This window comes from Silvibacterium acidisoli, assembly GCA_022870745.1.
Classification (GTDB): domain Bacteria; phylum Acidobacteriota; class Terriglobia; order Terriglobales; family Acidobacteriaceae; genus Silvibacterium.
In genome coordinates, this window is record CP085323.1 from 272,456 (window position 1) to 293,913 (window position 21,458).

At 59.7% G+C, this 21,458-nt stretch carries 25 protein-coding genes; 17 read left to right on the top strand and 8 right to left on the bottom strand.

Annotated features, from left to right (window positions below; translation table 11 throughout):
* Nucleotides 1–59: 59 nt before the first annotated feature.
* The 3 genes from trxA to thrC all read right to left on the bottom strand — a co-directional run bounded on the left by trxA (nucleotide 60) and on the right by thrC (nucleotide 2,950).
* Nucleotides 60–392 carry a thioredoxin gene (gene trxA / locus LJD29_RS01080; protein WP_446743904.1) on the bottom strand — a complete coding sequence of 111 codons (333 nt, stop codon included), beginning with the start codon at nucleotides 390–392 and terminating at the stop codon, nucleotides 60–62.
* 270 nt (nucleotides 393–662) lie between these two features.
* Nucleotides 663–1,583: a homoserine kinase gene (thrB, locus tag LJD29_RS01085; protein WP_446743905.1), complete on the bottom strand. Its 921-nt coding sequence runs from the start codon at nucleotides 1,581–1,583 to the stop codon at nucleotides 663–665.
* Entirely contained in the window at nucleotides 1,580–2,950 is a 1,371-nt protein-coding gene (gene thrC, locus LJD29_RS01090; protein ID WP_446743906.1) for a threonine synthase, read from the bottom strand. Before thrC ends, thrB begins: the two co-directional genes overlap by 4 nt.
* A 203-nt stretch (nucleotides 2,951–3,153) precedes the next feature.
* On the opposite strand from thrC, the gene LJD29_RS01095 reads away from it, so the two are divergent.
* The 8 genes from LJD29_RS01095 (at nucleotide 3,154) to LJD29_RS01130 (ending at nucleotide 11,067) form a co-directional block, all read left to right on the top strand.
* Nucleotides 3,154–4,272 carry a ferritin-like domain-containing protein gene (locus LJD29_RS01095; RefSeq protein WP_446743907.1) on the top strand — a complete coding sequence of 373 codons (1,119 nt, stop codon included), beginning with the start codon at nucleotides 3,154–3,156 and terminating at the stop codon, nucleotides 4,270–4,272.
* Nucleotides 4,273–4,458: 186 nt separating this feature from the next.
* On the top strand, nucleotides 4,459–5,745 hold the full coding sequence (locus LJD29_RS01100; RefSeq protein WP_446743908.1) for a GlcNAc-transferase family protein: 1,287 nt from the start codon (nucleotides 4,459–4,461) through the stop codon (nucleotides 5,743–5,745).
* A gap of 66 nt (nucleotides 5,746–5,811) precedes the next feature.
* Nucleotides 5,812–7,062: a putative DNA modification/repair radical SAM protein gene (locus LJD29_RS01105; RefSeq protein WP_446743909.1), complete on the top strand. Its 1,251-nt coding sequence runs from the start codon at nucleotides 5,812–5,814 to the stop codon at nucleotides 7,060–7,062.
* A gap of 3 nt (nucleotides 7,063–7,065) precedes the next feature.
* Nucleotides 7,066–8,523 (top strand): UdgX family uracil-DNA binding protein, encoded by a 1,458-nt coding sequence (locus LJD29_RS01110; RefSeq protein WP_446743910.1) that lies wholly within the window; start codon nucleotides 7,066–7,068, stop codon nucleotides 8,521–8,523.
* Nucleotides 8,524–8,532: 9 nt separating this feature from the next.
* Nucleotides 8,533–8,934: a TOBE domain-containing protein gene (locus LJD29_RS01115; RefSeq protein WP_446743911.1), complete on the top strand. Its 402-nt coding sequence runs from the start codon at nucleotides 8,533–8,535 to the stop codon at nucleotides 8,932–8,934.
* Nucleotides 8,927–9,691 carry a molybdate ABC transporter substrate-binding protein gene (gene modA / locus LJD29_RS01120; RefSeq protein WP_446743912.1) on the top strand — a complete coding sequence of 255 codons (765 nt, stop codon included), beginning with the start codon at nucleotides 8,927–8,929 and terminating at the stop codon, nucleotides 9,689–9,691. Before LJD29_RS01115 ends, modA begins: the two co-directional genes overlap by 8 nt.
* Before the next feature lie 7 nt (nucleotides 9,692–9,698).
* Nucleotides 9,699–10,376 carry a molybdate ABC transporter permease subunit gene (modB, locus tag LJD29_RS01125; RefSeq protein WP_446743913.1) on the top strand — a complete coding sequence of 226 codons (678 nt, stop codon included), beginning with the start codon at nucleotides 9,699–9,701 and terminating at the stop codon, nucleotides 10,374–10,376.
* Complete coding sequence (locus LJD29_RS01130; protein WP_446743914.1) at nucleotides 10,369–11,067, top strand: ATP-binding cassette domain-containing protein; 699 nt, start codon at nucleotides 10,369–10,371, stop codon at nucleotides 11,065–11,067. The genes modB and LJD29_RS01130 overlap by 8 nt, the downstream gene beginning before the upstream one ends.
* 175 nt (nucleotides 11,068–11,242) lie before the next feature.
* On the opposite strand, the gene LJD29_RS01135 is transcribed toward LJD29_RS01130, so the two are convergent.
* The 3 genes from LJD29_RS01135 to LJD29_RS01145 form a co-directional block, all read right to left on the bottom strand.
* Entirely contained in the window at nucleotides 11,243–12,262 is a 1,020-nt protein-coding gene (locus LJD29_RS01135) for a UDP-N-acetylmuramate dehydrogenase (RefSeq protein ID WP_446743915.1), read from the bottom strand.
* A gap of 57 nt (nucleotides 12,263–12,319) precedes the next feature.
* Nucleotides 12,320–13,792, bottom strand: a complete 1,473-nt coding sequence (gene thiC, locus LJD29_RS01140) for a phosphomethylpyrimidine synthase ThiC (protein ID WP_446743916.1) — start codon at nucleotides 13,790–13,792, stop codon at nucleotides 12,320–12,322.
* Between the two features lie 123 nt (nucleotides 13,793–13,915).
* The gene (locus LJD29_RS01145) at nucleotides 13,916–14,782 is read right to left on the bottom strand and encodes an alpha/beta hydrolase (RefSeq protein ID WP_446743917.1); all 867 of its coding nucleotides are present in this window, start codon (nucleotides 14,780–14,782) and stop codon (nucleotides 13,916–13,918) included.
* A gap of 72 nt (nucleotides 14,783–14,854) precedes the next feature.
* Here LJD29_RS01145 and LJD29_RS01150 point away from each other — a divergent pair, with 72 nt between their 5' ends.
* Together LJD29_RS01150 and LJD29_RS01155 are read left to right on the top strand one after the other, a co-directional pair.
* Nucleotides 14,855–15,319: a cytochrome c maturation protein CcmE gene (locus tag LJD29_RS01150; RefSeq protein WP_446743918.1), complete on the top strand. Its 465-nt coding sequence runs from the start codon at nucleotides 14,855–14,857 to the stop codon at nucleotides 15,317–15,319.
* 43 nt (nucleotides 15,320–15,362) lie between these two features.
* Complete coding sequence (locus tag LJD29_RS01155) at nucleotides 15,363–15,698, top strand: hypothetical protein (RefSeq protein WP_446743919.1); 336 nt, start codon at nucleotides 15,363–15,365, stop codon at nucleotides 15,696–15,698.
* On the opposite strand, the gene LJD29_RS01160 is transcribed toward LJD29_RS01155, so the two are convergent.
* Nucleotides 15,695–16,570 carry an SDR family oxidoreductase gene (locus LJD29_RS01160; protein ID WP_446743920.1) on the bottom strand — a complete coding sequence of 292 codons (876 nt, stop codon included), beginning with the start codon at nucleotides 16,568–16,570 and terminating at the stop codon, nucleotides 15,695–15,697. The two genes, LJD29_RS01155 and LJD29_RS01160, sit on opposite strands and share 4 nt — an antisense overlap.
* Before the next feature lie 105 nt (nucleotides 16,571–16,675).
* Between LJD29_RS01160 and LJD29_RS01165 the strand changes: the two genes are divergently transcribed.
* Genes LJD29_RS01165 through LJD29_RS01175 form a run of 3 tightly spaced genes read left to right on the top strand, consistent with a single transcriptional unit; the run spans nucleotide 16,676 to nucleotide 18,494 of the window.
* Nucleotides 16,676–17,332, top strand: a complete 657-nt coding sequence (locus tag LJD29_RS01165) for an ABC transporter ATP-binding protein (RefSeq protein ID WP_446743921.1) — start codon at nucleotides 16,676–16,678, stop codon at nucleotides 17,330–17,332.
* Entirely contained in the window at nucleotides 17,329–17,823 is a 495-nt protein-coding gene (ybaK, locus tag LJD29_RS01170) for a Cys-tRNA(Pro) deacylase (RefSeq protein WP_446743922.1), read from the top strand. Before LJD29_RS01165 ends, ybaK begins: the two co-directional genes overlap by 4 nt.
* Nucleotides 17,820–18,494: a heme exporter protein CcmB gene (locus tag LJD29_RS01175; RefSeq protein WP_446743923.1), complete on the top strand. Its 675-nt coding sequence runs from the start codon at nucleotides 17,820–17,822 to the stop codon at nucleotides 18,492–18,494. The genes ybaK and LJD29_RS01175 overlap by 4 nt, the downstream gene beginning before the upstream one ends.
* Before the next feature lie 210 nt (nucleotides 18,495–18,704).
* Here the strand turns inward: LJD29_RS01175 and LJD29_RS01180 are convergent, their stop codons facing one another.
* The gene (locus tag LJD29_RS01180) at nucleotides 18,705–18,923 is read right to left on the bottom strand and encodes a hypothetical protein (protein ID WP_446743924.1); all 219 of its coding nucleotides are present in this window, start codon (nucleotides 18,921–18,923) and stop codon (nucleotides 18,705–18,707) included.
* Nucleotides 18,924–19,083: 160 nt separating this feature from the next.
* Here LJD29_RS01180 and ccsA point away from each other — a divergent pair, with 160 nt between their 5' ends.
* From ccsA to LJD29_RS01200, 4 genes are all read left to right on the top strand, one after another.
* Nucleotides 19,084–19,788: a cytochrome c biogenesis protein CcsA gene (gene ccsA, locus LJD29_RS01185; RefSeq protein WP_446743925.1), complete on the top strand. Its 705-nt coding sequence runs from the start codon at nucleotides 19,084–19,086 to the stop codon at nucleotides 19,786–19,788.
* The gene (locus LJD29_RS01190; protein WP_446743926.1) at nucleotides 19,785–19,907 is read left to right on the top strand and encodes a hypothetical protein; all 123 of its coding nucleotides are present in this window, start codon (nucleotides 19,785–19,787) and stop codon (nucleotides 19,905–19,907) included. Before ccsA ends, LJD29_RS01190 begins: the two co-directional genes overlap by 4 nt.
* 84 nt (nucleotides 19,908–19,991) lie before the next feature.
* Complete coding sequence (locus LJD29_RS01195) at nucleotides 19,992–21,152, top strand: VWA domain-containing protein (RefSeq protein WP_446743927.1); 1,161 nt, start codon at nucleotides 19,992–19,994, stop codon at nucleotides 21,150–21,152.
* A gap of 62 nt (nucleotides 21,153–21,214) precedes the next feature.
* Nucleotides 21,215–21,427 carry a hypothetical protein gene (locus LJD29_RS01200; RefSeq protein ID WP_446743928.1) on the top strand — a complete coding sequence of 71 codons (213 nt, stop codon included), beginning with the start codon at nucleotides 21,215–21,217 and terminating at the stop codon, nucleotides 21,425–21,427.
* Nucleotides 21,428–21,458: the final 31 nt, after the last annotated feature.

The window sequence follows — 21,458 nt, forward strand, 5'->3', positions numbered from 1 at the left end:
TCCACTACAAATAAAAGAGCCCGGAGCCTTTATGGCTCCGGGCTCTTCAATTTTCGGGCTTAGCCGATCACGCGCTCAATGCTCTTGTCGATCGTTTCCTTGGGAACGTAGCCCACGATCTGGTCGGCAACCTTGCCATCCTTGAACAGAAGCAGAGCAGGAATGCCACGGATGCCATAGCGCATCGGAGTCGCCTGATTCTTATCGACGTCCATCTTCGCAACCTTCAGCTTACCGGCATTTTCGGTCGCAACTTCGTCAACGGTCGGCGCCAACGCCTTACAGGGACCGCACCAGGCTGCCCAGAAATCCACCAGAACCGGCTGCGCTGACTGCAGAACTTCCTGGTCGAAGTTTGCATCGTTTACTTCGAGAATTGTCTCAACCGCCATGACTTTTAAAAATCCCTTCCCTGTCCGGACTTGACTTGCTCCTGAACAGTGTACCGAACTAATAGATGAGAAGATGCGGGAAAAGTCGCAAGGGTAGGCGGGGCGGCAAACCGGCTTTGGCTGGCCGAAATTTAAAGCGCCCGGATTCCGAGACCGGAACCCGAGCGCTAGAGCAGCCCTCCCCCAGAACTGCCCACGCTGCGAAAGTATTTCTTTCTTAAGGAACTTGCAAGAAATCTTAGGTACTGTCTAGGTAATACAGGACTTAGGTTACGACTGTGGTAGCAGAACCACAGTCATTTCAGCGGCTTGGCGAGCCAGGTTGCAGCGCAGAATTTCCACCGGTCCGAGCTCTGCAACCGCCGCCTGAACACGCTTCTCCACACCGCTGATTTCTTCCTCCGACGCCACCAGAAGCAGCACCGCAGGCCCCGCTCCGCTAAGCGCGACTCCAAGAACACCCTCCGTGCCCGAGAGCGGCAGCAGGCGCGGTAGAAGCGGAGCCACCTTACTGCGGTAGGGCTGGTGCATACGGTCTCGCATGGCCTCGGCCACCAGGTCGCCGCGTCCTGTTGCAAAGGCAGCCGTTAACACCGCAACACGCTGCAGGTTGGCGACTACGTCGGCACGGTCGTAGCTTGCGGGCAGCACGGCACGCGATGCCGTCGTTGCCAGCGGCTTGTCAGGAATCACGACCAGTGCGCGCCACTCCGCGGGCGGAGCGAAGGTTACAGCTTGCAGCTTCTTACCATCCCAGCATCCGGCGACGAACCCGCCCAGCCAGCAGGCAGCGGCGTTGTCAGGATGCCCTTCAAGCTGTGTCGCCTCGGCGAGAATGCGGTCGCGGTCCCAGTCAAGCTTTCCGAAGTGCGCGGCAAGCGCAAGCCCCGCCAGACGCGCCGCGGCGGAAGAACCAAGCCCCATGCCGATCGGAAAGCCGTTATTGACTTCGAGCGCCAGCGGCTGAAGCTGTTTGCCATGCGCGGCAAGCGTGCGCTTATAGACGTCGAGAAGCAGGTTGCGGTCGAGAGCACCGCAGATCTCCGCACTGCGGCCAGTGGCGCGAATGCTGAAGCTTTCCGCCTCCTTTGCGCGCACCTCGAGAGAATGATCGAGAGCAAGTGCAAGGGTGTCGAAACCCGGCCCGAGATTGGCCGAGGTCGCAGGCAGCTTCAGGTAGAGTTCGCTCATCGCGAAGCCCCCTCCAGGGCGCGGAGCACCTGGTCGGCATCGGCTTCAAGGCCGAAGGTGTTGCGCCGGGTCGCATCGATCTCGGCGCGCAGATCGCCGTACTCCTCGTCACGCAGCAGTTCACCGCGGTGGTAGTGAATCGTGTAATCGGAATCCTTGAGCGTGTGCCCGGTGAGCACCAGCACGACCGATTCATGCGGTTGCACATGGCCTGAATTCAGGAATTTTTTCAGACCTGCCAGCGTCACGGCAGAGGCCGGTTCGCAGCCGATGCCTTCCGCGCCAATCTCCGCCTTGGCCAGTGCAATCTCGGCTTCAGAAACCTGCTCGACCGCGCCACCCGTCTCACGAATCACGCGCACGACCTTCTTCCACGAAGCAGGATTGCCAATGCGGATCGCAGAGGCGCGAGTATTGGCTTCCACCGGAGCCAACCGCTCTCCATTGCTCGACCGCATGGAGCGGTAGAGAGGATTCGCTCCCTCGGCCTGAACAACCGAGATCTTCGGTACGCGATCGGTCAGCCCAAGCTGCTTCATTTCAAGGAAGCCCTTACCCAGTGCCGACCCGTTAGCAAGGTTTCCACCCGGCACGATCACGTGGTCGGGGACTCGCCATTCGAATTGCTCCGCGATCTCCATTGCGGGAGTCTTCTGCCCTTCCAGGCGATACGGATTAACCGAGTTCAGCAGATACACCGGAGCGCGGCGCACGACTTCCGTCAGCACGCGAACGCAGCCATCGAAATCCGTTTTGAGCTGGCAGGTGAGCGCGCCATAGTCGACCGACTGCGACAGCTTGCCCCAGGCGATCTTGCCTTCAGGAATCAGGACCAGGCTCTTCATGCCAGCGCGCGCGGCATAAGCAGCCATCGCGGCGGAAGTGTTTCCAGTAGAGGCGCAGGCGACCCAGTTAAATCCGCGCTCCTTGGCGACGGAAAGCGCGGTGGTCATGCCTGCGTCTTTGAAAGAGCCGGTTGGATTCATGCCCTGGTGCTTGGCGTAAAGCTGAGAGATACCCAGCGCCTTTGCAGCACGGTGCAGCGGATACAGCGGAGTGTTGCCCTCGCGCAGAGAGACGATATTCGACTCATCGCGCAGAATGGGCAGCAGGTCGCGGAAGCGCCAGATGCCGCTCTGGTCCTTCAACTCAGTCGAGGAGCGCCGTTCCTTCCACAGCCAGCGCAGCGCGCTGGGGTTCGGCACATTGCGTTTTTCTGCCGTGGCATCGGGCTTCGTGCTCCATGCGGGATACTCCACCTCGAAAAGGTCTCCGCAGTGCTCACAGCGAAAATTCTCTTTCAGCTCGTCAAGCCCGATCACACGGGCGCAGCCTGTGCAGCGCAGTTGATGTACGTCTTGCATCATGATGATTGTTATCAGGTTATCAGGGTTTGCCAAGTGGCCGCGCCATGGCAAATCCCATCTTTCGCTGGCGGAGACCGTTTCGGGCGAGACAACCTGCTGACAATCGAATGTCAATCGCGTGATATTTGCCCCATCCGCCGGGCCTAAGGTTTCTAGTCGAGCCGGCAGGCTTCAAACGGCCGGTTTCAGAAACAGGTGCAACAATGCAAAACACAACCCACCTCCCAGTAAATCCTGCGACTAACCCATTGAATCGACGCTCGCTCCTCAAGCACGGTCTGCTCGCAGGAGGAGCGGCAGCCACCCTGGCTGCCACAAACGCTTTCTCTCAGTCCCAAAGCTTGTTCGAGCTGGACCGTGGAGATATCGCCATCCTCCGCTTCCTGGCCGCCGCCGAACTCCTCGAGAGCGATCTGTGGACCCAGTACGCCGAGTTAGGCGGGGTCACCGACGGCGCCCAGAGCACGTACCAGCAAGCCCTCTCTTTTCTCGACGGCGACGGCTCACAGTACATAACCTCCAACACAATCGACGAAGTCAGCCACGCCAACTTCCTGAACGCTTACCTTGAAAGCGCTGGCGCAGATCCCGTCAACCTCGATGCATTCAGGACCCTTAAAGGCTCCACCGCCACCGGTGCGGCAGATGTCCCTCGCCTCACCAATCTGCTCCACCTCAACGTCGACACAAGCTGGTACATCCGTTATCGATCCACGACAAACCCTGACACGGGCGCAACTTACCCGCAGGCCATCACCATCCACAACCGTCCTGCCATCCCCGCTACTGACTCGGATTTCGAAAATGCCAACCACATCCAGGCCATTGCCAATACCGCGGCATTCCACTTCGGATCCATCGAGCAGGGCGGCACCAGTCTCTACGCTTCCCTGTCTCAGAAGGTGACGCACGCCCAGGTCCTCGAGATCACGCTCGGCATCGGCGGCGATGAGATCGCTCACTTCCTAGAATGGGTAGATTTTGCCGGCAACGCTGTCCAGCCCGGCGGCCCGAACGGCGATCAGTTCAACTTCGAGGGATCCACCACACCGGTTACGGACAAGGGGCTGACCTTTCCCGACTTCACTAAGAAAGGTCCTCTCTTCCAGCCCAATCTCATCTTCCCCGTCCCGTCTGAATTCGTCAGCTCCAGGCTCCCACGCTGCGCCGTGATCCGCCCCATTACATACAGGTTCGGAGGAGCCAGGGCAGCCGTAGCGGCTCTCACTGCCAGCGGACTCTTCACCGGCCAGTCCAAGCAATTCTTCTCTGCCGTGCAAGCCATGGCCAACGCGGCAGATGCAGCCATCCGCGGAGTCTAAACTCAACAATCCGTAACAAAATCTACGCATACCGGTCCTTTGTTCACCCACTTCTCCCTCTGCTGGTTCGAGATGTGGGATTTTTTTTAGCCCGCTGCTCTCTTCGGCTACGGCTTGCGAGACGGATCACTGCATTGAGGTTGTGTTGATCCGAAGTCCCACAGGGACTGGTATCATCGCCGCGAGATGACCCTGAAGACCGAAACCGCTCCTCGCATCTTCATCTCGATCGCCTCTTACCGCGATCTGCAGCTTGGCCCCACGGTCGAAGACTGCCTGCGCAAAGCGGCTCACCCCGAGCGCCTGCGCTTCGGTATCTGCTGGCAGCACGGGGCCGAAGAGCTTCCCCTCGAACTCTTCAGCGACCCCAACTGCCGCGTGTTCGACATCGACTGGCGCGAAAGCCGCGGAGCCTGCTGGGCGCGCGCCGCCATCATGGATCTATGGCAGGGCGAAGAATGGTTTCTGCAGGTGGATTCGCACTGCCGCTTCGCGCCGCGCTGGGATGAAACACTGCTGCGGATGGCGGCGGAATGCGGCAGCGCAAAACCCATCCTCAGCACCTACGCCACCCCATTCACTCCTGACGCGAACGAACAGCTGACGGAGCGCCCGCTGCAAATGCTGCTGCAGGGTTTCTCTCCCGAGGGCATCCTCACGTTGAAGCCGGGCGATTTCAACGTAAAACCGGACCGCCCGGTGCGGGCACGCTTCGTCTCCGCTGGATTCCTCTTCGCACCCGGCTCTTTTGTCGCGGAAGTCCCCTACAACCCCGAGCTGTACTTCCTGGGTGAGGAGACTGCGCTTACCCTCCGCGCCTTCACCCATGGCTACGATTTCTTCCATCCTCCGGAAACGGTCATCTGGCACGACTACATCCGCGCCGACGCAAAGAAACACTGGGGCGACCACCAGGCGCAGACCTCCGCACAGCCCTGGAGCCAGCTCGACGAAGCCAGCCGGGCCAAAGTGAGAAGGCTCATGCTGGGCGAGGACACCGGGCGCTTCGGGCTGGGTGCGGCTCGCACTCTGGCAGATTACGAAGCATTCTCAGGAATCAACCTTCAGCAGCAGAAGGCCCAGACGTACACCATGCGTGGCGATCCGCCGCCAAATCCCGAGACCGAACCGGGATGGGAGGAGCGCATCTACCCGTGGATTGCGCGCATCGTCGTGGAAGGAAACCACCTGCCGCCTCAAGCTCTCGATGACATGGTGCAGTGGTACATCGGCATTCATGATGCCGATGGCTGCGAGATCTACCGCGAAGATATTCCAGCAGCACAGATTGCGCCCCTGCGCGATCAGCCTGTCGTCACTGTTATCTGCGAGTTCGCCGCGGAGACGATTCCCGTTTCGTGGACGATCTGGCCAGTTCACGGCTCGCGCGGGTGGCTGAGGAAGACCACCGGAAGATTCGGCGAAGACGATTTCGCCATTCTGAAACCGGAGGACGTTTCTTCGACCTCCTGAATCTGTTCGCTTTTTGTTCGCTACAATGGTTAGAGATGAGCCTCTGCAACCTCATCCCATAACCGCATGAACACTGAGGCAAAACTCGCGATCCTGGCCGATGCGGCAAAGTACGACGCATCCTGCGCCAGCAGCGGGTCGGTGCGCAGCGGCAATGGAAAAGGGATTGGCCACACCGACGGCACCGGCATCTGCCACAGTTACACGCCCGATGGCCGCTGCGTTTCGCTGCTTAAGATCCTGCTGACCAATTACTGCACCTATGACTGCGTCTTCTGCGTGAACCGCATTTCGAGCGATATCCGCCGGGCACGGTTTACTCCGCAGGAAGTGGTCGATCTTACGCTCAATTTTTATAAACGGAACTACATCGAAGGCCTGTTTCTGAGTTCGGGCATCATCCAGTCGCCCGACTACACAATGGAACAGCTGATCGAAGTTGCGCGGCTGCTGCGTGAGGTACACGCTTTCGGTGGATACATTCACCTGAAAGCGATCCCCGGCGCCTCGGACCGTTTAATTGAACTGGCCGGAACCTACGCGGACCGCCTCAGCGCGAACATCGAGTTGCCAACGCAGCAGGACCTCGTGCAGCTTGCTCCCGAGAAGAAGACGCAAGTGATCGAAGGCACGATGTCACAGATCCACACGCAGCGCGAAGAACGCGAAGAGGATCGCCGCCGCTTCCGCTCGGCACCGAAGTTCGTTCCCGCCGGGCAGTCCACGCAGATGGTCATCGGAGCGACGCCCAGCACCGACCGGCAGGTGCTTTCGACAGCGTCAAATCTCTACTCGTCCTATAAGCTGCGCCGCATCTACTTCTCCGGTTTCAGCCCTTATCCCATGGGCGACGCGCGGCTGCCGCAAAAGCCGGCTCCATTGGTGCGCGAGCATCGCCTCTACCAGGCAGACTGGCTGATGCGTTACTACGGCTTCGAAGCGAAAGAGCTGACGAGCGACGAGCAGCCCAACCTCGACCTCAACCGGGACCCGAAGCTGACCTGGGCTGAAGCGCATGATGAGTTCTTCCCTGTCGATGTGAACGCCGCGCCCAGAGAAGCCCTGCTGCGCGTGCCTGGCATTGGTTATCGCAACGCCGACCGCATTCTGCAGATCCGCCGCTACCATCGCCTTTCACAGGATGATCTGCGCAAGCTGAATGTTCGCGTGAAGCTAGCGGCACGTTTTGTAATCACCACTGACTCTTTTCCTGTCATGTCGCATGAGCCCGATAGCGCCATCGGCACTCCCGCACCGGCTGCCATGCAGATGGAGCTCTTCTCAGCGGCGAACGCATCGGTCACAGGAGAGCTCTGAAGCATGCTCCCCTTCGTGCCCGAAGTGGTAATCGAGCCGGCCTTCGAAGCGTGGCGTGACCAGGCGCGAAGCCTGCTCACGCAAGGGATAAGTCCCGATGCGGTGAAGATCATCGACACGCTCACGCAGCCCGGGCTTGCCTTCACAAAGATCGAGCCGGTAGAAGCAGGCCGCAACATCTCCGTGCCGAGGGATTTTCTCGAACGCGCTTCTGTTGTCGCCTGCCACCGAAATCCCGAACGATGGCAACTGCTTTACCGCCTGCTTTGGAGGCTGCAAAGCGAGCGCAACCTGCTCAAGGTGGATATCGACGAAGACGTAGCTCTCTTTCGCCGCCTCGAGCACCAGGTGCGGCGCGATCTGCACAAGATGCACGCCTTCCTGCGCTTTCGCCGCGTGAACTTCGAGCGCGATGAGCTTTACGTCGCATGGTACGAGCCGGACCACTACATCTTGAATCTCGCAGCACCGTTTTTTCGCGAGCGCTTCGCCGTCATGCGCTGGTCGATTCTTACGCCCGATGCCTCCGTCTCCTGGGACCCCGACGCAAAACGTATCCAGTTCGGACTCGGAGTTTCGCGTGAAGCGGCTCCGCAGGAAGATGAACTGGAAAGCGTCTGGCGCACTTACTACGGTTCCATATTCAACCCGGCGCGTTTGAACACGCGCGCCATGCGCAACGAGATGCCGGTGCGCTACTGGAAGAACCTGCCCGAGCTGAATGTCCTGCCGCAGTTGTTGGAAAAAGCCGGCGGGCGGGTAGATGCAATGATCGGTGGGCAAGGCAAGCTCTCGGCCGCGGCCTACGTGCCGGAGGCGCATGAGCTGCCGGTTTTGCGTGAAAGCATTCCACAGTGCCGCGGTTGCGATCTGCATGCGGGAGCAACACAAGCGGTTTTCGGTCAGGGTCCTGAGAACGCGCGGCTGATGCTGATTGGCGAGCAGCCCGGCGACGAGGAAGATCGCAGCGGCCAACCGTTTGTCGGCCCTGCGGGTCGATTGCTAAATGAGATCCTGCGCGAATCCGGCATCGATCGCCAGCAGGTCTACGTGACGAACGCGGTCAAGCACTTCAAGTACGTGCAGCGCGGCAAGCTGCGCTTGCACCAGTCTCCGCGCATGAGCGAAATCGTGGCCTGCCGCCCATGGCTGCTCGCCGAACTCGACGCCATCAAGCCGGAGCTCGTAGTGTGTCTCGGCGCATCGGCTGCAAAATCACTGCTGGGCGCGCAATTTGCACTGATGCGCGAGCATGGAAAAATACTCAGCTCCGCTTATGCGCCGCAGGTAATGGCTACGTTGCACCCCTCTGCGATTCTGCGCGCCACGGAGGCAACCCGGGAAGAAGAGATGCGAACGATGATGACGGAAGATCTCAAAGCTGCCGTCGCCCACATGCAGGCGGTCAAGCCAGCCATCCAAAGCCCGGTTGAGCATCGGCCTACCCGAATTTTCGTATAAAATCGTCGCGTGGATACCCTCCTCACCCCTCGCTCCGCAGCCCTGAGACTGGGAATTTCTTACCCGACGATCAAGCAGTGGATCTACCACGGCAAGATCAAGACGGTGAAGACGCCGGGAGGGCACTATCGCATTCCCGAAGCCGAACTCGATGGTTTCCTGCATAAGGCGAAGCGCCCTGAAACACCGAAGCGAGCCATGCTGCGAACCGTCAGCGGTCGGAACCAGCTCACTGGACGCATCGTGGAGCTGAAATACGACGGCCTGCTGGCGCAGGTGAAGCTCTCCATCGGCGGACAGATCATTACCTCGATCATCACCGCCGACGCCGCGCATGAAATGCAGCTTGAGGTCGGTGAAACCGTGGCCGCGCTGATCAAATCCACAGAAGTGATGGTGCTGCGTGTCTGAGATACGACGAATTGTTCTGCTCGCCCTGCTGCTCGTTCTCGCTCCCGCGCTCTGGGCACAGCAGACGCTGCGCATTGCCGCAGCCGCTGACCTGCAGCCGCTACTGCCGGATATCCTCACGCAGTTTGAGAAGCAGACCGGCATCCACGCAGAGGCTTCGTTTCAGTCTTCGGCAACGCTGGCTGCGCAGATCATCAACGGGGCGCCGTTTGACGTTTTCATGGCCGCCGACATGGGGTTTCCGCAAAAGGTCATCGCCGCCGGTCTGGCCGAAGAAACCGAGCCCATTGCCTACGCGCGCGGCACGCTGGTGCTGTGGACGCGCAAGGATTCCGGTATCGCGACACTCAGCGTCGGCACCTTGAAAGATGCGGCGATCAAATCGATCGCCGTCGCCAACCCGGAGCATGCTCCATACGGCCGCGCCGCGCAGGCATCGCTTCAGAAGCTCGGCCTTTATGACACCCTCAAGCCTAAGCTGGTGACGGCAGAGAACATCGCGCAGACCGCTCAGTATGCAGAATCCGGGAACGCACAGCTCGGCCTCATCTCGCTCACCTCCGCGCTCACGCCGCGTCTCGATTCCATCGGGCGATATGTAAAGATGCCCACCGATTCCTATCCGCCCATTCTGCAGGGAATCATCATCGTCAAGCACCCGGCGGGCACACAAAACGCGCATCGCTTCCTCGACTTCCTTACTTCGGCTCCGATCAGGCAGCAACTCGCCTCTGGCGGCCTGGCGTCCCCGAAGTAACCGGCCCATGGACTCGCCTTTGGACACGCAGGCGTTGACTCTCACGCTGCGGCTCGCCGCAGTGACTACCTTCGTACTGCTCGTAGCAGCGATTCCGCTTGCCTACTGGATCACGTTTACGCATTCGCGGCTGCGGGCGTTCGTAGAATCCATCGCAACCTTGCCGCTGCTGCTGCCTCCGACCGTGCTTGGCTTTTACCTGCTGGTCCTGTTGGGGCCGCGCACCACATTTGGACGCCTATGGGTTCATCTCTTCGGCCATCCTTTGGCTTTCTCGTTTTCAGGACTGGTCATCGGCTCCGCCATTTACAGCCTGCCCTTTGCGGTGCAGCCGATGGTCGCAGGCTTCTCCGCAGTCGATCGGAGCCTGATCGAACAGGCGTGGCTGCTCGGCGCTGACTGGAAACGGCTGCTGCGCGAAATCCTGCTGCCGCTGTCAAAGCATTCGGTCCTGGCGGCGGCGGTGCTCTGCTTTACACATACAGTCGGCGAGTTCGGCGTGGTGCTGATGATCGGCGGCGATATCCCTGGCCAGACCCGAACCCTCTCGATTTCGATCTTCGACCAGGTGCAGGATTTTGCCTACGCGCAGGCAAATCGCACCGCAACGATGCTGGTAGCCATCTCCATCGTTGCGCTGGTGCTGTTGTACACCCGTCGCCGCAGAGGAGAAGCTCATGGCTGAGACTTCCCTCTCCGTCAACCTGAGCTATCGCCGCGAAGACCTGGCGCTCGACGTATCATTTGTGCTGCGCTTGCAGTGGACGGTGCTCTTCGGATCCTCGGGGGAAGGCAAGACAACGCTGCTGCGGCTGATCTCGGGTTTGCTCACGCCCAAAGAAGGACGCATATCTCTTGGCGACCGCGCCTTTTTCGATTCCACTTCGCGAACGAACCTGGCTCCCTCGCAAAGAAAAGCTGGATTCGTTACCCAGCACGCCTCGCTGTTCCCTCACCTGACAGCCCGCGAGAACGTCGCGTTCGGGCTTCATAAACTCAACCCGTCACAACGCGACTCCCGTGTCGAAGAGATGCTCGACCTCTTCGAGGCGCGAACGCTCGCGGAGCGGCGGCCCGAGAAGCTGTCAGGCGGAGAAAAGCAGCGAATCGCACTCGCGCGAGCGCTCGCTCCGCGCCCAAGCCTGCTTCTGCTCGACGAGCCCTTTGCTGCGCTCGACCTCTCGGCTCGCAGCCTGATCACCGGCCGTATCAGAGAGACCGGTGTCCCGGTCCTGCACGTTTCGCACGACCTCGCAGACGCATGGCAGATGGATACAGAGGCCCTGATTCTCGAAGACGGCAGAATTCAGGCTCAGGGCGATGCTCGGAAGGTTCTGACGCCCTACAGGGATCGGCTGCTGGCACAGCTAAGCTGAGAATCGGGGCCGTGTCTCGATTGCACAGGGGTGACGAAACTCTTCCCACCGGAAACGAGAGATTTGTCATTCCGGACGCAGTGAGGAATCTGCACCCTCTCTTTTCGCCGGAGCCCAGACGGCAGATCTCCCGTCTCTCTCAGAACGACAAAAGACATCCGGCGCCTCGATTTGCCTATCCGAGTAGAACAGGCTCCGGCTCAAGATGAATGCCGAACTTCTCCTCTACCCCGGCGATAATCCGATCGCGGAGAGCGAAGACATCCACAGCCCGGGCGTGGCCGCGGTTGATGAGCGCCAGCGTGTGGCGGCTGGAGATGCCGGCCTCGCCCAGCGCGTATCCCTTGTGGAAACCGGCCTGCTCCACCAGCCAGGCGGCAGGAAGCTTTACCTGCTCCTCGGGTGCGGGATAACTCGGTACACCACTGGGATTGTTCGCTGCAATCCGCGCGTAATGCTCCGGTGTGACAACTGGATTCTTGAAGAAGCTTCCCGCACTGCGGCAGTCGGCATCGCCCTCGACGATCAGCATGCCCTTGCCCCGGCGGATTTCGCGAACCGCATTCGCTGCTTCGGCTAAACCTGGCGCCTGCTTATCCTGAAAGTAGCGCTTTAAGTCCGCGTAGGAAAGTGATGGCTTTGCGTCGAGGTGTAGGTTGTAGACAACCGCCGTGACGATATACCTGCCGCGCTCGGTGCTGTTGAAGATGCTGCGCCGGTAGGCGAAACCGCAGTTGCTGGCCTGCATTCCTTCGATCGTAAGGGTCTCGAGGTCCAGAACGCTCACGCCCAGGATCGTATCCGCTACCTCCTGCCCGTAAGCGCCCACATTCTGCACCGGCGTACCGCCGACAGTGCCAGGGATTCCGGCAAGACACTCGATGCCGCCGTAGTTCAGGCCGACGGCGTGAGAGACGAAGCCATCCCAGTCCTCGCCAGCGGCGACGTAGAACTTGTCCCCGCTCTTACGGATACCCCTGAGAGCCATGCGCAGCACCAGGCCGGGAAAGCCTTCGTCCGAGACCAGCAGGTTACTACCTCCGCCGAGAACAAACAGCGGCAAGCCTTTGCTGCGAGCGAACTGAACCGCTTCGAGAACATCTTCATCCGAAGACGCCTCGGCAAACCAGCGGGCTGGGCCGCCGATCCGGAAAGTTGTGTAGGGGGCGAGCGGGACGTTTTCGCGGAAGTCCATTTCGTTCAGGGTTAGAAGGGTGCCCCACGTCTCAAAATCGAGACGTGGGGCACCCGATTAATTCTTGGTAGCGGCAAGCTGCTCGGCCTGCAGGACGACAAGCTGGCTCAGGTCCTTCTTCTCAAGTCCGTGAACGCTCTTGTTGAACTCGTCCACCTTGCTCGACCAGTTCATGGAGCAGAACTTCGGTCCGCACATGGAGCAGAAGGCTGCTTCCTTGTAGTAGTCATCGGGCAGAGTTTCGTCGTGCATCGAGCGCGCCGTCTCCGGATCGAGCGAGAGCGCGAACTGCTTCTCCCAGTCGAAGGTGTAGCGGGCGTAGCTGATGGCATCGTCGCGATCCTGCGCGCCGGGGCGGCGGCGGGCGATATCGGCTGCGTGGGCGGCGATCTTGTAGGCGATCATGCCGTCCTTTACGTCCTTCTCGTTCGGCAGTCCCAAATGTTCTTTAGGCGTGACATAGCAGAGCATCGCCGCTCCGTGCCAGCCGATCATGGCTGCGCCAATGGCGGAGGTGATGTGATCGTAGCCGGGGGCAATGTCCGTGACCAGCGGTCCGAGCACGTAGAAGGGAGCACCATCACACAGCTCCACTTCCTTGTCCACCTGCTCCTTGATCTTGTCCATCGGCACGTGACCGGGGCCCTCGATCATCACCTGCACGTCGTCCTTCCAGGCCTGGCGGGTCAGCTCGCCGAGGGTCTTCAGTTCGGCAAACTGCGCTTCGTCCGAAGCATCTGCAACTGAACCGGGGCGGAGTCCATCGCCCAGCGAGTAGCTGACGTCGTACTTGGCCATGATCTTCGTGATGCGGTCGAAGTTCTCGTAGAGGAAGTTCTGCTTGTGATGCGCGGTCATCCACTGCGCCATGATGGCGCCTCCGCGGCTCACGATGCCGGTGATGCGCTTGGCAACCATGGGCACGTACTGGATCAGCACGCCGGCGTGGATGGTGAAGTAGTCGACGCCCTGCTGAGCCTGCTCTTCGATCACTTCAAGGTATAGGTCGATGTTGAGGTCTTCGACACGCTTCACGCGGGTCAGTGCCTCGTAAAGCGGCACGGTGCCGATGGGCACCGGCGAGTGGCGCAGGATGGTGTCGCGGATCTCGGGAATCTTGCCGCCGGTGGAAAGATCCATCACCGTGTCGGCGCCGTGCTGGACGGCCATGTGCAGCTTGCGAAGCTCTTCGTCGATGTTTGACGTAACCGCCGAGTTGCCGATGTTGGCGTTGACCTTGCACTTGGTCGCCACGCCGATACCCATGGGCTCGAGCTCGGGATGGTTAATGTTCGCGGGGATGATGAGCGTGCCCTTGGCGATCTCCGCGCGAATCAGTTCGGCAGGCAGGTTCTCGCGCTTTGCGACGTAATCCATCTCCTCAGTGATGAGGCCCTTGCGTGCGAAGTGCATCTGCGACATGTTGGTGTCGCCGGTGCGAGCTGCTTCTTCACGGCGTTTTACGATCCATTCGGCGCGAGGCTTGAGAATCTCGAGGGTTGCGTTGGGAGTCAGGCCGCTGGTCGTCATGTTCACCTCAGGGAAAAAGTGGCTTGCGCCGCATCCGCGAACAAAAATACGCGAAGGCATTCATTGGATTATAAATGCGGCCGATTCAGACCGCTCGAAATCACAGCCGCCGGATTTCCTCAGCTAGAGCAACTTCTTCACGCTGTCCGCCACGATTTCCGTCACCGCATCCTCATTGAGAATCTCATGTCCCTTACCCGACAGAGTAAGCAGCAATGCCTTGATTCCACGGCTTCGGGCAGCACGCGTGTAGGCGCGGGCGTACTGCGGCAGAGTCGTTCGGTCCTCTGCTCCCGAGACAGCGATGATGCTCATGTCGCAGGACATCTGCTTAAGCGTTTCCATCGGTGACAGGCTTTTCGCCGGCACCAGCCACAGAGGATTCAATTGCGACATAGCCATGTGATGCCGGAAGGCAGGCACATCGCACGGGCAGCTGACCAGGAAAAGCTGCTTCACCAGCCCCGGACGCAGCGCGGCAATATCGGCGGCGATAGCCGCTCCGCCGGAGTGACCGACGAGCACCACAGTCTTCGCGCCATACTGTGTGCGCAGCGCGGAGATGGCGTCGGCCAGCGCGAGCGCCACATCCGGCGTGTAGTTCTCGCCCGCCGCGAAACCGCGATTTCCATCGGACTTTGCGCCATAGGGATCGGCGTAGCCAGGGCGCAGCAACGCCGCCACTCGAACCCCGGGAAGGAGTTGCGAAACAGTGGAGGCAAACCGGTACTGATAGCCCGGCTTGCGGAAGGGCGCGTCGCCGTGCAGGACGACCACCAGCGGAGCTCCAGGGATGGGGTTCCCCTCAAAATAAATGCGGCCGGCTATCCGCGGCTTGCTCGCGCCGATTGAAATTGGCTCTCCACTGGCGGCGGAGGCGGGGAAGGTTGGCGCAAATGTGCCGCGTACGGCCAGCAGCAAAGCAGCGATTGCCAATACCAGCACCGCGAGAAGGGCGAGACGAATGCGGACTCTTGAAGTTCGTTCCATCGGTTGATCCCAGCCTAATCGTTTCTTCCGGATTGCGTTTGTCTTCGGTGGCCTACTACACTAGTAGCGTCCATGAAAAAGAAGAATCAGGGCCTGAAAATCGGCGTTGCGATGGTGATCGTGCTCGGTGTGATCGCCTACCTTGCTGTCACAGGCGCCAGCGCGACCAAGAGCTATTACGTCACCATCCAGGAACTGAATGCCATGGGCCAGAAGGCGTACACGCGCAACCTGCGTGTGGCCGGCAATGTGCAGCCCGGCTCCATCGTGCACTCGGGCACCAACGCGGAATTCGTACTGGTTGAGAACGCCAATCACCTGCGCGTCTCCTACCAGGGCGAAGAGCCGCCGCCGGACACCTTCAAGGACAATTCGCAGGCGCTGGCCATTGGCACCTTTGGACGCGACGGCGTTTTCCACGCCACGCAGCTACAGGCCAAGTGCGCGTCGAAGTATGCACCAGCGGCTCCCGGGGCAACGCCCGGCGCGAAGCCTGCCACTGCCAGTTCCGCCGCTGCGATGGTACAAACCCGCTAAGTTTCGAGCACGCATGTTATGACGCCGTGCATGAGCTGATGCCATGATCCTGCGCTCACTTAACTCTCAGACGCTCTTCTATGCGGCATTGGGCTTCTTCATTGTCGTTCCGTTGCTGGCCAGCTGGATCTCAGGCGTAAATCGCTTCACTCTGACGTTGCGGCTCGTGCAGAAATTTGCGCTGGGCATACTGTGCCTGCTCTTCGCCGTCCTGCCCGGTATGTACTTCACTTACGACCATGGCAATCCCGCTCCCGAATGGAGTGGACGCGTCGTGTTTGGAGTCATGGCCCTCCTGATGGTCGGCACAGGCCTTCGTACTCTTCTGCGCTGGCGAAAAGGCCTGCCTTGGGAGGACTTCGACAACCAGACGGACTAGCCGGCGGCTGTCCTCTCTTCTCCCAGGAATGCCGGGCGGAAATCCCGAGTGAACTCTGCGAAATTGCGAGGCGCGTTGTTCGTGACTTCCTGCACCGCGCCTGAAATATCGGCGGCCTCGCCACGCCGGTAATGAGCGTAATCCTCGACCAGCCCCTCAGCCTGCCAGCCGGGCATGTGGAAAGCAGCCAGGGCGCTGCGAAACTCGCTTTCGGGAATATCGACGAATGCGACCGGCTTGCTGATGGCGGAGGATATCCTGGCAGCCATCTCGGCGTGCGTCAGGGCCTCGGGGCCGGTGAGATCGTATGTTCTGCCCTCGTGCCCAGGTTCGGTGAGCGCAGCTACCGCAACAGAGGCTATATCGCGGACATCGATAATGCTCACGCGGCAGTCTCCGGCAGGCGCGAACAGCTTGCCTTCGCTGGCGATCGACTTGCCGAGCATCAGAATGCCCTGCATATAGAGGTTGGGCCGCAGGTTGGTGTACGCCATGCCCGAGCGGGCTAGTCCCCTCTCCACAACAGCGTGATAGTGCAGAAAACGACAGGGCGAATTCAGAGCCGCGTGGAGTTGCGAGAGATAGACAACGTGCTGGACGCCCGACTCGGTTGCGGCCTTCACAAACCGTAGTTGTTGCTTCTCGACACGGTCCGACGAGTTGGTGACCAGGAAAGCCCGTTCGACACCATCAAGGGCTTTACGAAGACTCGCCTCGTTGTCAAAGTCAGCCGGCACGTACTCAACGTTCGCAGGCGCATCCTGTGAACCGTTCCCGCTGCGGGACATCGCGCGTACTTGCACGCCTTTTGCCGCAAGACGGCCAATTATTTCTGAGCCATTTTGCCCGGTCGCTCCAGTGACAAGGATCATGGAAACCTCCACCTGAAATGATCGCGAACAGCCGAAACCGGGTTGTACATGAAGTTGATTTGCTATGTGAATTCCCGGAGACGAAGTCTTTATACTTTCAGGAGCATGCCGCCACTCGTAGAGTTACATGACGTATCGAAGCTGTATGGCAGCTTTGCCGCGCTGCGCAAGATTTCCCTTGGCTTCGAGCAAGGCCGCTGTTACGTTCTGCTGGGCGAAAACGGCGCGGGTAAATCGACGCTGCTGCGCATAGTCGCCGGACTGATCAAGCCGACCCATGGCAGGCTTGCACTCTTTGGCGATCTTTCTCCGGAAGAAGCCCGCAGCCGCATCGGCTACATGAGCCACGCACCGATGCTTTACGATGAGTTTTCCGGGGTTGAAAATCTTCGCTACTTCGCCGACCTCTATCGCGAACGTCCATGCCTTACTCCTGAAGATGCACTCCGCGCGGTTGGACTCGATCCCACCCTGAAGCGCACCGTCGGGCACTACTCGCAGGGCATGCGCCAAAGGACATCGCTTGCGCGCGTGCTGCTGCCGCAGCCCGATCTCCTGCTGCTCGACGAACCGTTTTCCAATATGGACGCAAACAGTGCAAGGCAGATGCTGGATCTTGTTGCGAAGCTGCGCGAAGAAGGTAAGACCGTTCTGCTTACGACTCACCAGCGTGAACTGGCCGAACCAGTCGCCGACTACCTTCTTACCCTGCGGGCTGGTAGTGTCGCTTCGCTAATCGATACAAAGGTGGTGGCATCGTGAAGACAAATGCGGCACGATTCCTCGATTCGCTTGGCATTGCATACGAACTGCGCGAGTACAAGCTCGATCCGGAAGAGTTTTCGGCCATCATCGTTGCCGAGAAGATCGGTCTCCCGCCGGAGCAGGTCTTCAAGACGCTGCTTTGCACCACCGCAGAACGCGGACATGTTTTCGCAGTCGTGCCTGGCAACGAGGAGCTCGACTTCAAGAAGCTGGCCCGCGCCGCCGGCACCCGTAAAACGGAGATGGTGTCACTGAAAGATGTAGAACCGCTGACCGGATACGTTCGTGGCGGCGTAACCATCTTCGGAGCGCGCAAGGACTTTCCCGCTTACGTCGATGAGACGATTGAGCTGTTCGACGTGATCTCTGTCTCAGCCGGAACACGAGGCGTGCAACTCATGCTTTCGCCCGCGGATTACCTGAAGGCCGCGCAGGCTCGCCAGTCCAATGCAGAACTTGCTGACCTCTCAAAAGAGATGCACGCATGAAGCGGCCTTATTTCCTGCTGCACCTGTTGAAGGATCTGCGGCTCGAATGGCGCTCGCGCGACGCCATCAACGCCATGCTTTTCTTCGCGCTGCTGGTGGTGGTGATCTTCTCGCTGGCCTTCGATCCCACGCGTTCGGTGGCACGGCAGATCTCGGGGCCGGTGCTGTGCGTGGCGATTCTGTTTGCCGCCGTCAGCGCCCTGAACCAGGCATGGGCGCGCGAGTTACGGCACGCCGTGCTTGATGCGCAGCGCATGACTCCTGCCCCGGCGTCTTCGCTGTTTCTTGGCAAGGTGCTGGCCAATTTTCTATTTGTATCCGTAATTGAGTTAATTCTGGCTCCGCTCTTCACAATCTTCTACAACCTGCACCCGCTCGGAAACGCATGGCTGCTACTGGTTGCCGTGCCTCTGGGAACCTGGGCGATCCTGATCAACGGAACCTTCTTCGCTGCGCTGTCGATCCGCTCGCGCAACCGCGAACTGCTGCTGCCGCTGATCCTGTTTCCGATCTTCATGCCGGCACTGCTGGGAATGGTGCTGGCCATCTCGGCAGTTCTCAGTGGTGAGACGGACCCGATGCTCTGGATCAAAATGCTGGCAGGTTACGACGTGATCTTCACAACGATCAGCTTGCTGATGTTCGAGATCGTGCTGCACGCAGAGGACTAGAAGCCGGGGATCAGACGGGTGCGCCCGTTTCGATTTTTGGACCTTATTCGAAGAAAAGTCCCAACCGGAATCTCAGAATCGAGGTGTGGAGGACCCGCACCCGTTTGCGCCTTAGTTTGCAAAAAGCAAAAGGCAGGGCCGAAGCCCTGCCTTTTGCTTTGTCTTTGCGCCAGAGGCGCGGTCACCTGGACGGTGAGTCCCGGCCAGTCCCTACCAGTGACCGGTAGAGTGCAGGTGAAGAAGATGCACGGCCGAGAATGCTACGAGCCAGAGACCGGCAACTGTGGAAGCGACGCGCATGACAATACGTCCAGCGTGACGATCTTCGTGATGGACAGGATGGCCTTTGCGGGTTGCAAACATCTGTCCCGCCAGGCCGATCAGGAGAATAATGCCGCCAAAAATGAGGGTGAACCAAGCCATGGGCATACGTTCTACTCCCTTCCATATAGAGTTGTGAAGTGTTTTTTCTAATTTTTGTTGGCTGTCCATCCGATCAAAATGCCGGGGATGCGGTGCCGTCACTTACGGATGCTTCTATCTTCAGGTCGATGCCGAATTCTCAGGCCACTCCGGTAGACTATTACCGATGACTAAAGCGTTTCGATGGTTATGGTTCGCGGCTACGGCGGCGGTTCTCGCCAACGGATTTCGTATTGCCATGTACGTGGTTCCGGAGGATGTGAACCAGGGCGAGATCTCGCGGATCTTGTATTATCACGTACCTTCCTGGAGCGGCATGGGGACCTTCTTTGCCCTCAACCTTCTCTGCTCGGTGGCCTACCTTGCATTTCGTAACAGCAGGAGTGCGCTGGCCGACAAGGCCGATGCCCTGGCCGTCGCCTCGGCAGAGATGGGCGTTGTCTACTGCCTCATCGGCATGGTGACCGGCTCGCTCTGGGGACGCGCTGCCTGGGGTATCTGGTGGACCTGGGATGCGCGGCTTACGACCACGCTGGTGCTCTGGCTCATCTATGTTGCCTATCTTCTGCTGCGCCGTTTCACTGGAGGCGCGCAGATGAAAACGCTTTCGGCGGTAATGGCGATCTTCGGATTCGCGGATGTGCCTATCGTTTACATGTCCACGCGTTGGTGGAGAACGCAGCATCCTGCCCCGGTCTTCTTCGGCGGACCGAACTCGGGCCTCGACCCCAGCATGCTGCCGGCGCTCTTCTGGAACCTTGCCGGATGGCTGATGTGGGGTGTATTCGTCGTATCCCTTCGCTACTCCGCCGAACGGCGTCACCAACGGGCTGAACAGCAGGCAGCAGCCGCGGCACTGGAGGCAGCATGAGCTCACTCTCGCACCGTCACCTTATTTACTCCTACACCGTTACCTGGGTGATTCATCTGGCCTATCTCGCCTATGTCGGCCTGAAATGGAAAGCCTCGAAAAAATCGGCCGATCAGTAGCCTGCCCTGCGGCTCATCGCGCGTTCAATACGTCTAACTGCGTGCGCTCTGTTCTCAACTTCAGCGCACGCAAAGACATCCAAAATGCCTAGAATTCCGCTGCAGCTTGCCGCGATTGCGGCCACTCCTCTGCTCTCATTCAGCCTGCTTGCACAGCAGCCCGCGGCAACGCCCTCCTCAACTTCTCAGCCGCCAACCGCTCCCACCACGCTCAAGGTCAACGTGAAAGCTGTGACGATGACAGTGACCGTGCGCGACAAGCACGACAACATCGTTCCCAACCTGACAAAAGACGACTTCACACTGCAGGAGGACAATCGTCCGCAGGTCATCAGCTACTTCACGCGCGATACCAACCTGCCGCTGAACCTTGGCCTGCTGGTCGATACCAGCGGCAGCCAGCGCAACGCGCTCGACGACGAGCGCACGGCCAGCGAGCACTTCCTCGACCAGATGATTACCGACGCGAAGGACAAGGCCTTCCTGATCCAGTTCGACCGCGAAGTGGATCTGCTCGTCGATCTCACCTCGGACAAGGGCAAGCTGCGGGCGGCAGTCGATAAACTCGGCGCTCCACAGTTTCAGAACGCCAATGGCGACCCCACACAGGGCGGCGGTGGTCGCGGCGGCACGCAGCTTTATGACTCGATCTATCTCGCCTCGAACGAGCTGATGCAGAAGCAGCCGGGCCGCAAGGCGCTCATCATACTGACGGATGGCGTGGACCGCGGCAGCAAGGAGACCATTAACGGAGCTCTCGAAGCTGCGCAGCGAGCCGACACCGCGATCTACGCGATCTACTTCAAGGGCGAGGAGAATCACGACAACAACGGCAACCATCGCGGCTTCGGCCGTGGTGGAGGATTTCCTGGCGGTGGAGGCGGCTATCCGGGCGGCGGAGGCGGGTACCCTGGTGGCGGTGGCTATCCCGGTGGTGGTGGCGGATACCCGGGCGGCAATGGCGGCGGTCAACAGCGGCAGACGAATCCGCACGTCGACGGCAAGAAGATTCTGGAGCGGCTTTGCGGAGAGACAGGTGGCCGCATGTTCGAGGTGTCGAAAAAAGATACCGTCGATGCCATCTATTCGAAAATTGCCGAAGAACTGCGCGCCCAGTACATCCTGAGCTACACGCCTGACAAGCAGAGCAATGACAACAGCTTCCATCGCATCCTGCTGACAGGAAAGAAGAAAGACTGGGACATCCAGACCCGCTCCGGCTACTACGCCGGTCAACAGGAATAGTGATTGCTATCGCCTGCCAACGCGGAGTGTTCGCGTGGCGTCCTAGTTATGAGGAGAGAATCATGACCAATCGCAGCGACGAAAGACAAAGCGAACGGCAGGCGGAACGCAACGAAGCGAGCGAAATACAGGAGCGCGGCACGCTCACTCCGGAAGGCAAAAAACAAGGCGTCACCTCTCACCTCCCCACGGAGGAGACGGAATATATGTATCGCACCGAGGACAACAGCGATCTGGTGGAGACAGAGGAAGAGACGCTCCGAAAGAGCGCCTGATCAATCCGCCAAAACACGAAAAAGACCGCCT

Bases quoted from the DNA above. Each gene is read 5' to 3' on its own strand.
- thiC (WP_446743916.1), bottom strand. From the start codon at position 13,792: ATGACGACCAGCGGCCTGACTCCCAACGCAACCCTCGAGATTCTCAAG.
- LJD29_RS01200 (WP_446743928.1), top strand. From the start codon at position 21,215: ATGACCAATCGCAGCGACGAAAGACAAAGCGAACGGCAGGCGGAACGC.
- LJD29_RS01130 (WP_446743914.1), top strand. From the start codon at position 10,369: ATGGCTGAGACTTCCCTCTCCGTCAACCTGAGCTATCGCCGCGAAGAC.
- thrB (WP_446743905.1), bottom strand. From the start codon at position 1,583: ATGAGCGAACTCTACCTGAAGCTGCCTGCGACCTCGGCCAATCTCGGG.
- ccsA (WP_446743925.1), top strand. From the start codon at position 19,084: ATGACTAAAGCGTTTCGATGGTTATGGTTCGCGGCTACGGCGGCGGTT.
- trxA (WP_446743904.1), bottom strand. From the start codon at position 392: ATGGCGGTTGAGACAATTCTCGAAGTAAACGATGCAAACTTCGACCAG.
- LJD29_RS01150 (WP_446743918.1), top strand. From the start codon at position 14,855: ATGAAAAAGAAGAATCAGGGCCTGAAAATCGGCGTTGCGATGGTGATC.
- LJD29_RS01135 (WP_446743915.1), bottom strand. From the start codon at position 12,262: ATGGACTTCCGCGAAAACGTCCCGCTCGCCCCCTACACAACTTTCCGG.
- LJD29_RS01110 (WP_446743910.1), top strand. From the start codon at position 7,066: ATGCTCCCCTTCGTGCCCGAAGTGGTAATCGAGCCGGCCTTCGAAGCG.
- LJD29_RS01105 (WP_446743909.1), top strand. From the start codon at position 5,812: ATGAACACTGAGGCAAAACTCGCGATCCTGGCCGATGCGGCAAAGTAC.
- LJD29_RS01095 (WP_446743907.1), top strand. From the start codon at position 3,154: ATGCAAAACACAACCCACCTCCCAGTAAATCCTGCGACTAACCCATTG.
- LJD29_RS01190 (WP_446743926.1), top strand. From the start codon at position 19,785: ATGAGCTCACTCTCGCACCGTCACCTTATTTACTCCTACACCGTTACC.
- LJD29_RS01145 (WP_446743917.1), bottom strand. From the start codon at position 14,782: ATGGAACGAACTTCAAGAGTCCGCATTCGTCTCGCCCTTCTCGCGGTG.
- LJD29_RS01165 (WP_446743921.1), top strand. From the start codon at position 16,676: ATGCCGCCACTCGTAGAGTTACATGACGTATCGAAGCTGTATGGCAGC.
- LJD29_RS01175 (WP_446743923.1), top strand. From the start codon at position 17,820: ATGAAGCGGCCTTATTTCCTGCTGCACCTGTTGAAGGATCTGCGGCTC.
- modB (WP_446743913.1), top strand. From the start codon at position 9,699: ATGGACTCGCCTTTGGACACGCAGGCGTTGACTCTCACGCTGCGGCTC.
- thrC (WP_446743906.1), bottom strand. From the start codon at position 2,950: ATGATGCAAGACGTACATCAACTGCGCTGCACAGGCTGCGCCCGTGTG.
- LJD29_RS01160 (WP_446743920.1), bottom strand. From the start codon at position 16,570: ATGATCCTTGTCACTGGAGCGACCGGGCAAAATGGCTCAGAAATAATT.
- LJD29_RS01155 (WP_446743919.1), top strand. From the start codon at position 15,363: ATGATCCTGCGCTCACTTAACTCTCAGACGCTCTTCTATGCGGCATTG.
- LJD29_RS01180 (WP_446743924.1), bottom strand. From the start codon at position 18,923: ATGCCCATGGCTTGGTTCACCCTCATTTTTGGCGGCATTATTCTCCTG.
- LJD29_RS01100 (WP_446743908.1), top strand. From the start codon at position 4,459: ATGACCCTGAAGACCGAAACCGCTCCTCGCATCTTCATCTCGATCGCC.
- LJD29_RS01195 (WP_446743927.1), top strand. From the start codon at position 19,992: ATGCCTAGAATTCCGCTGCAGCTTGCCGCGATTGCGGCCACTCCTCTG.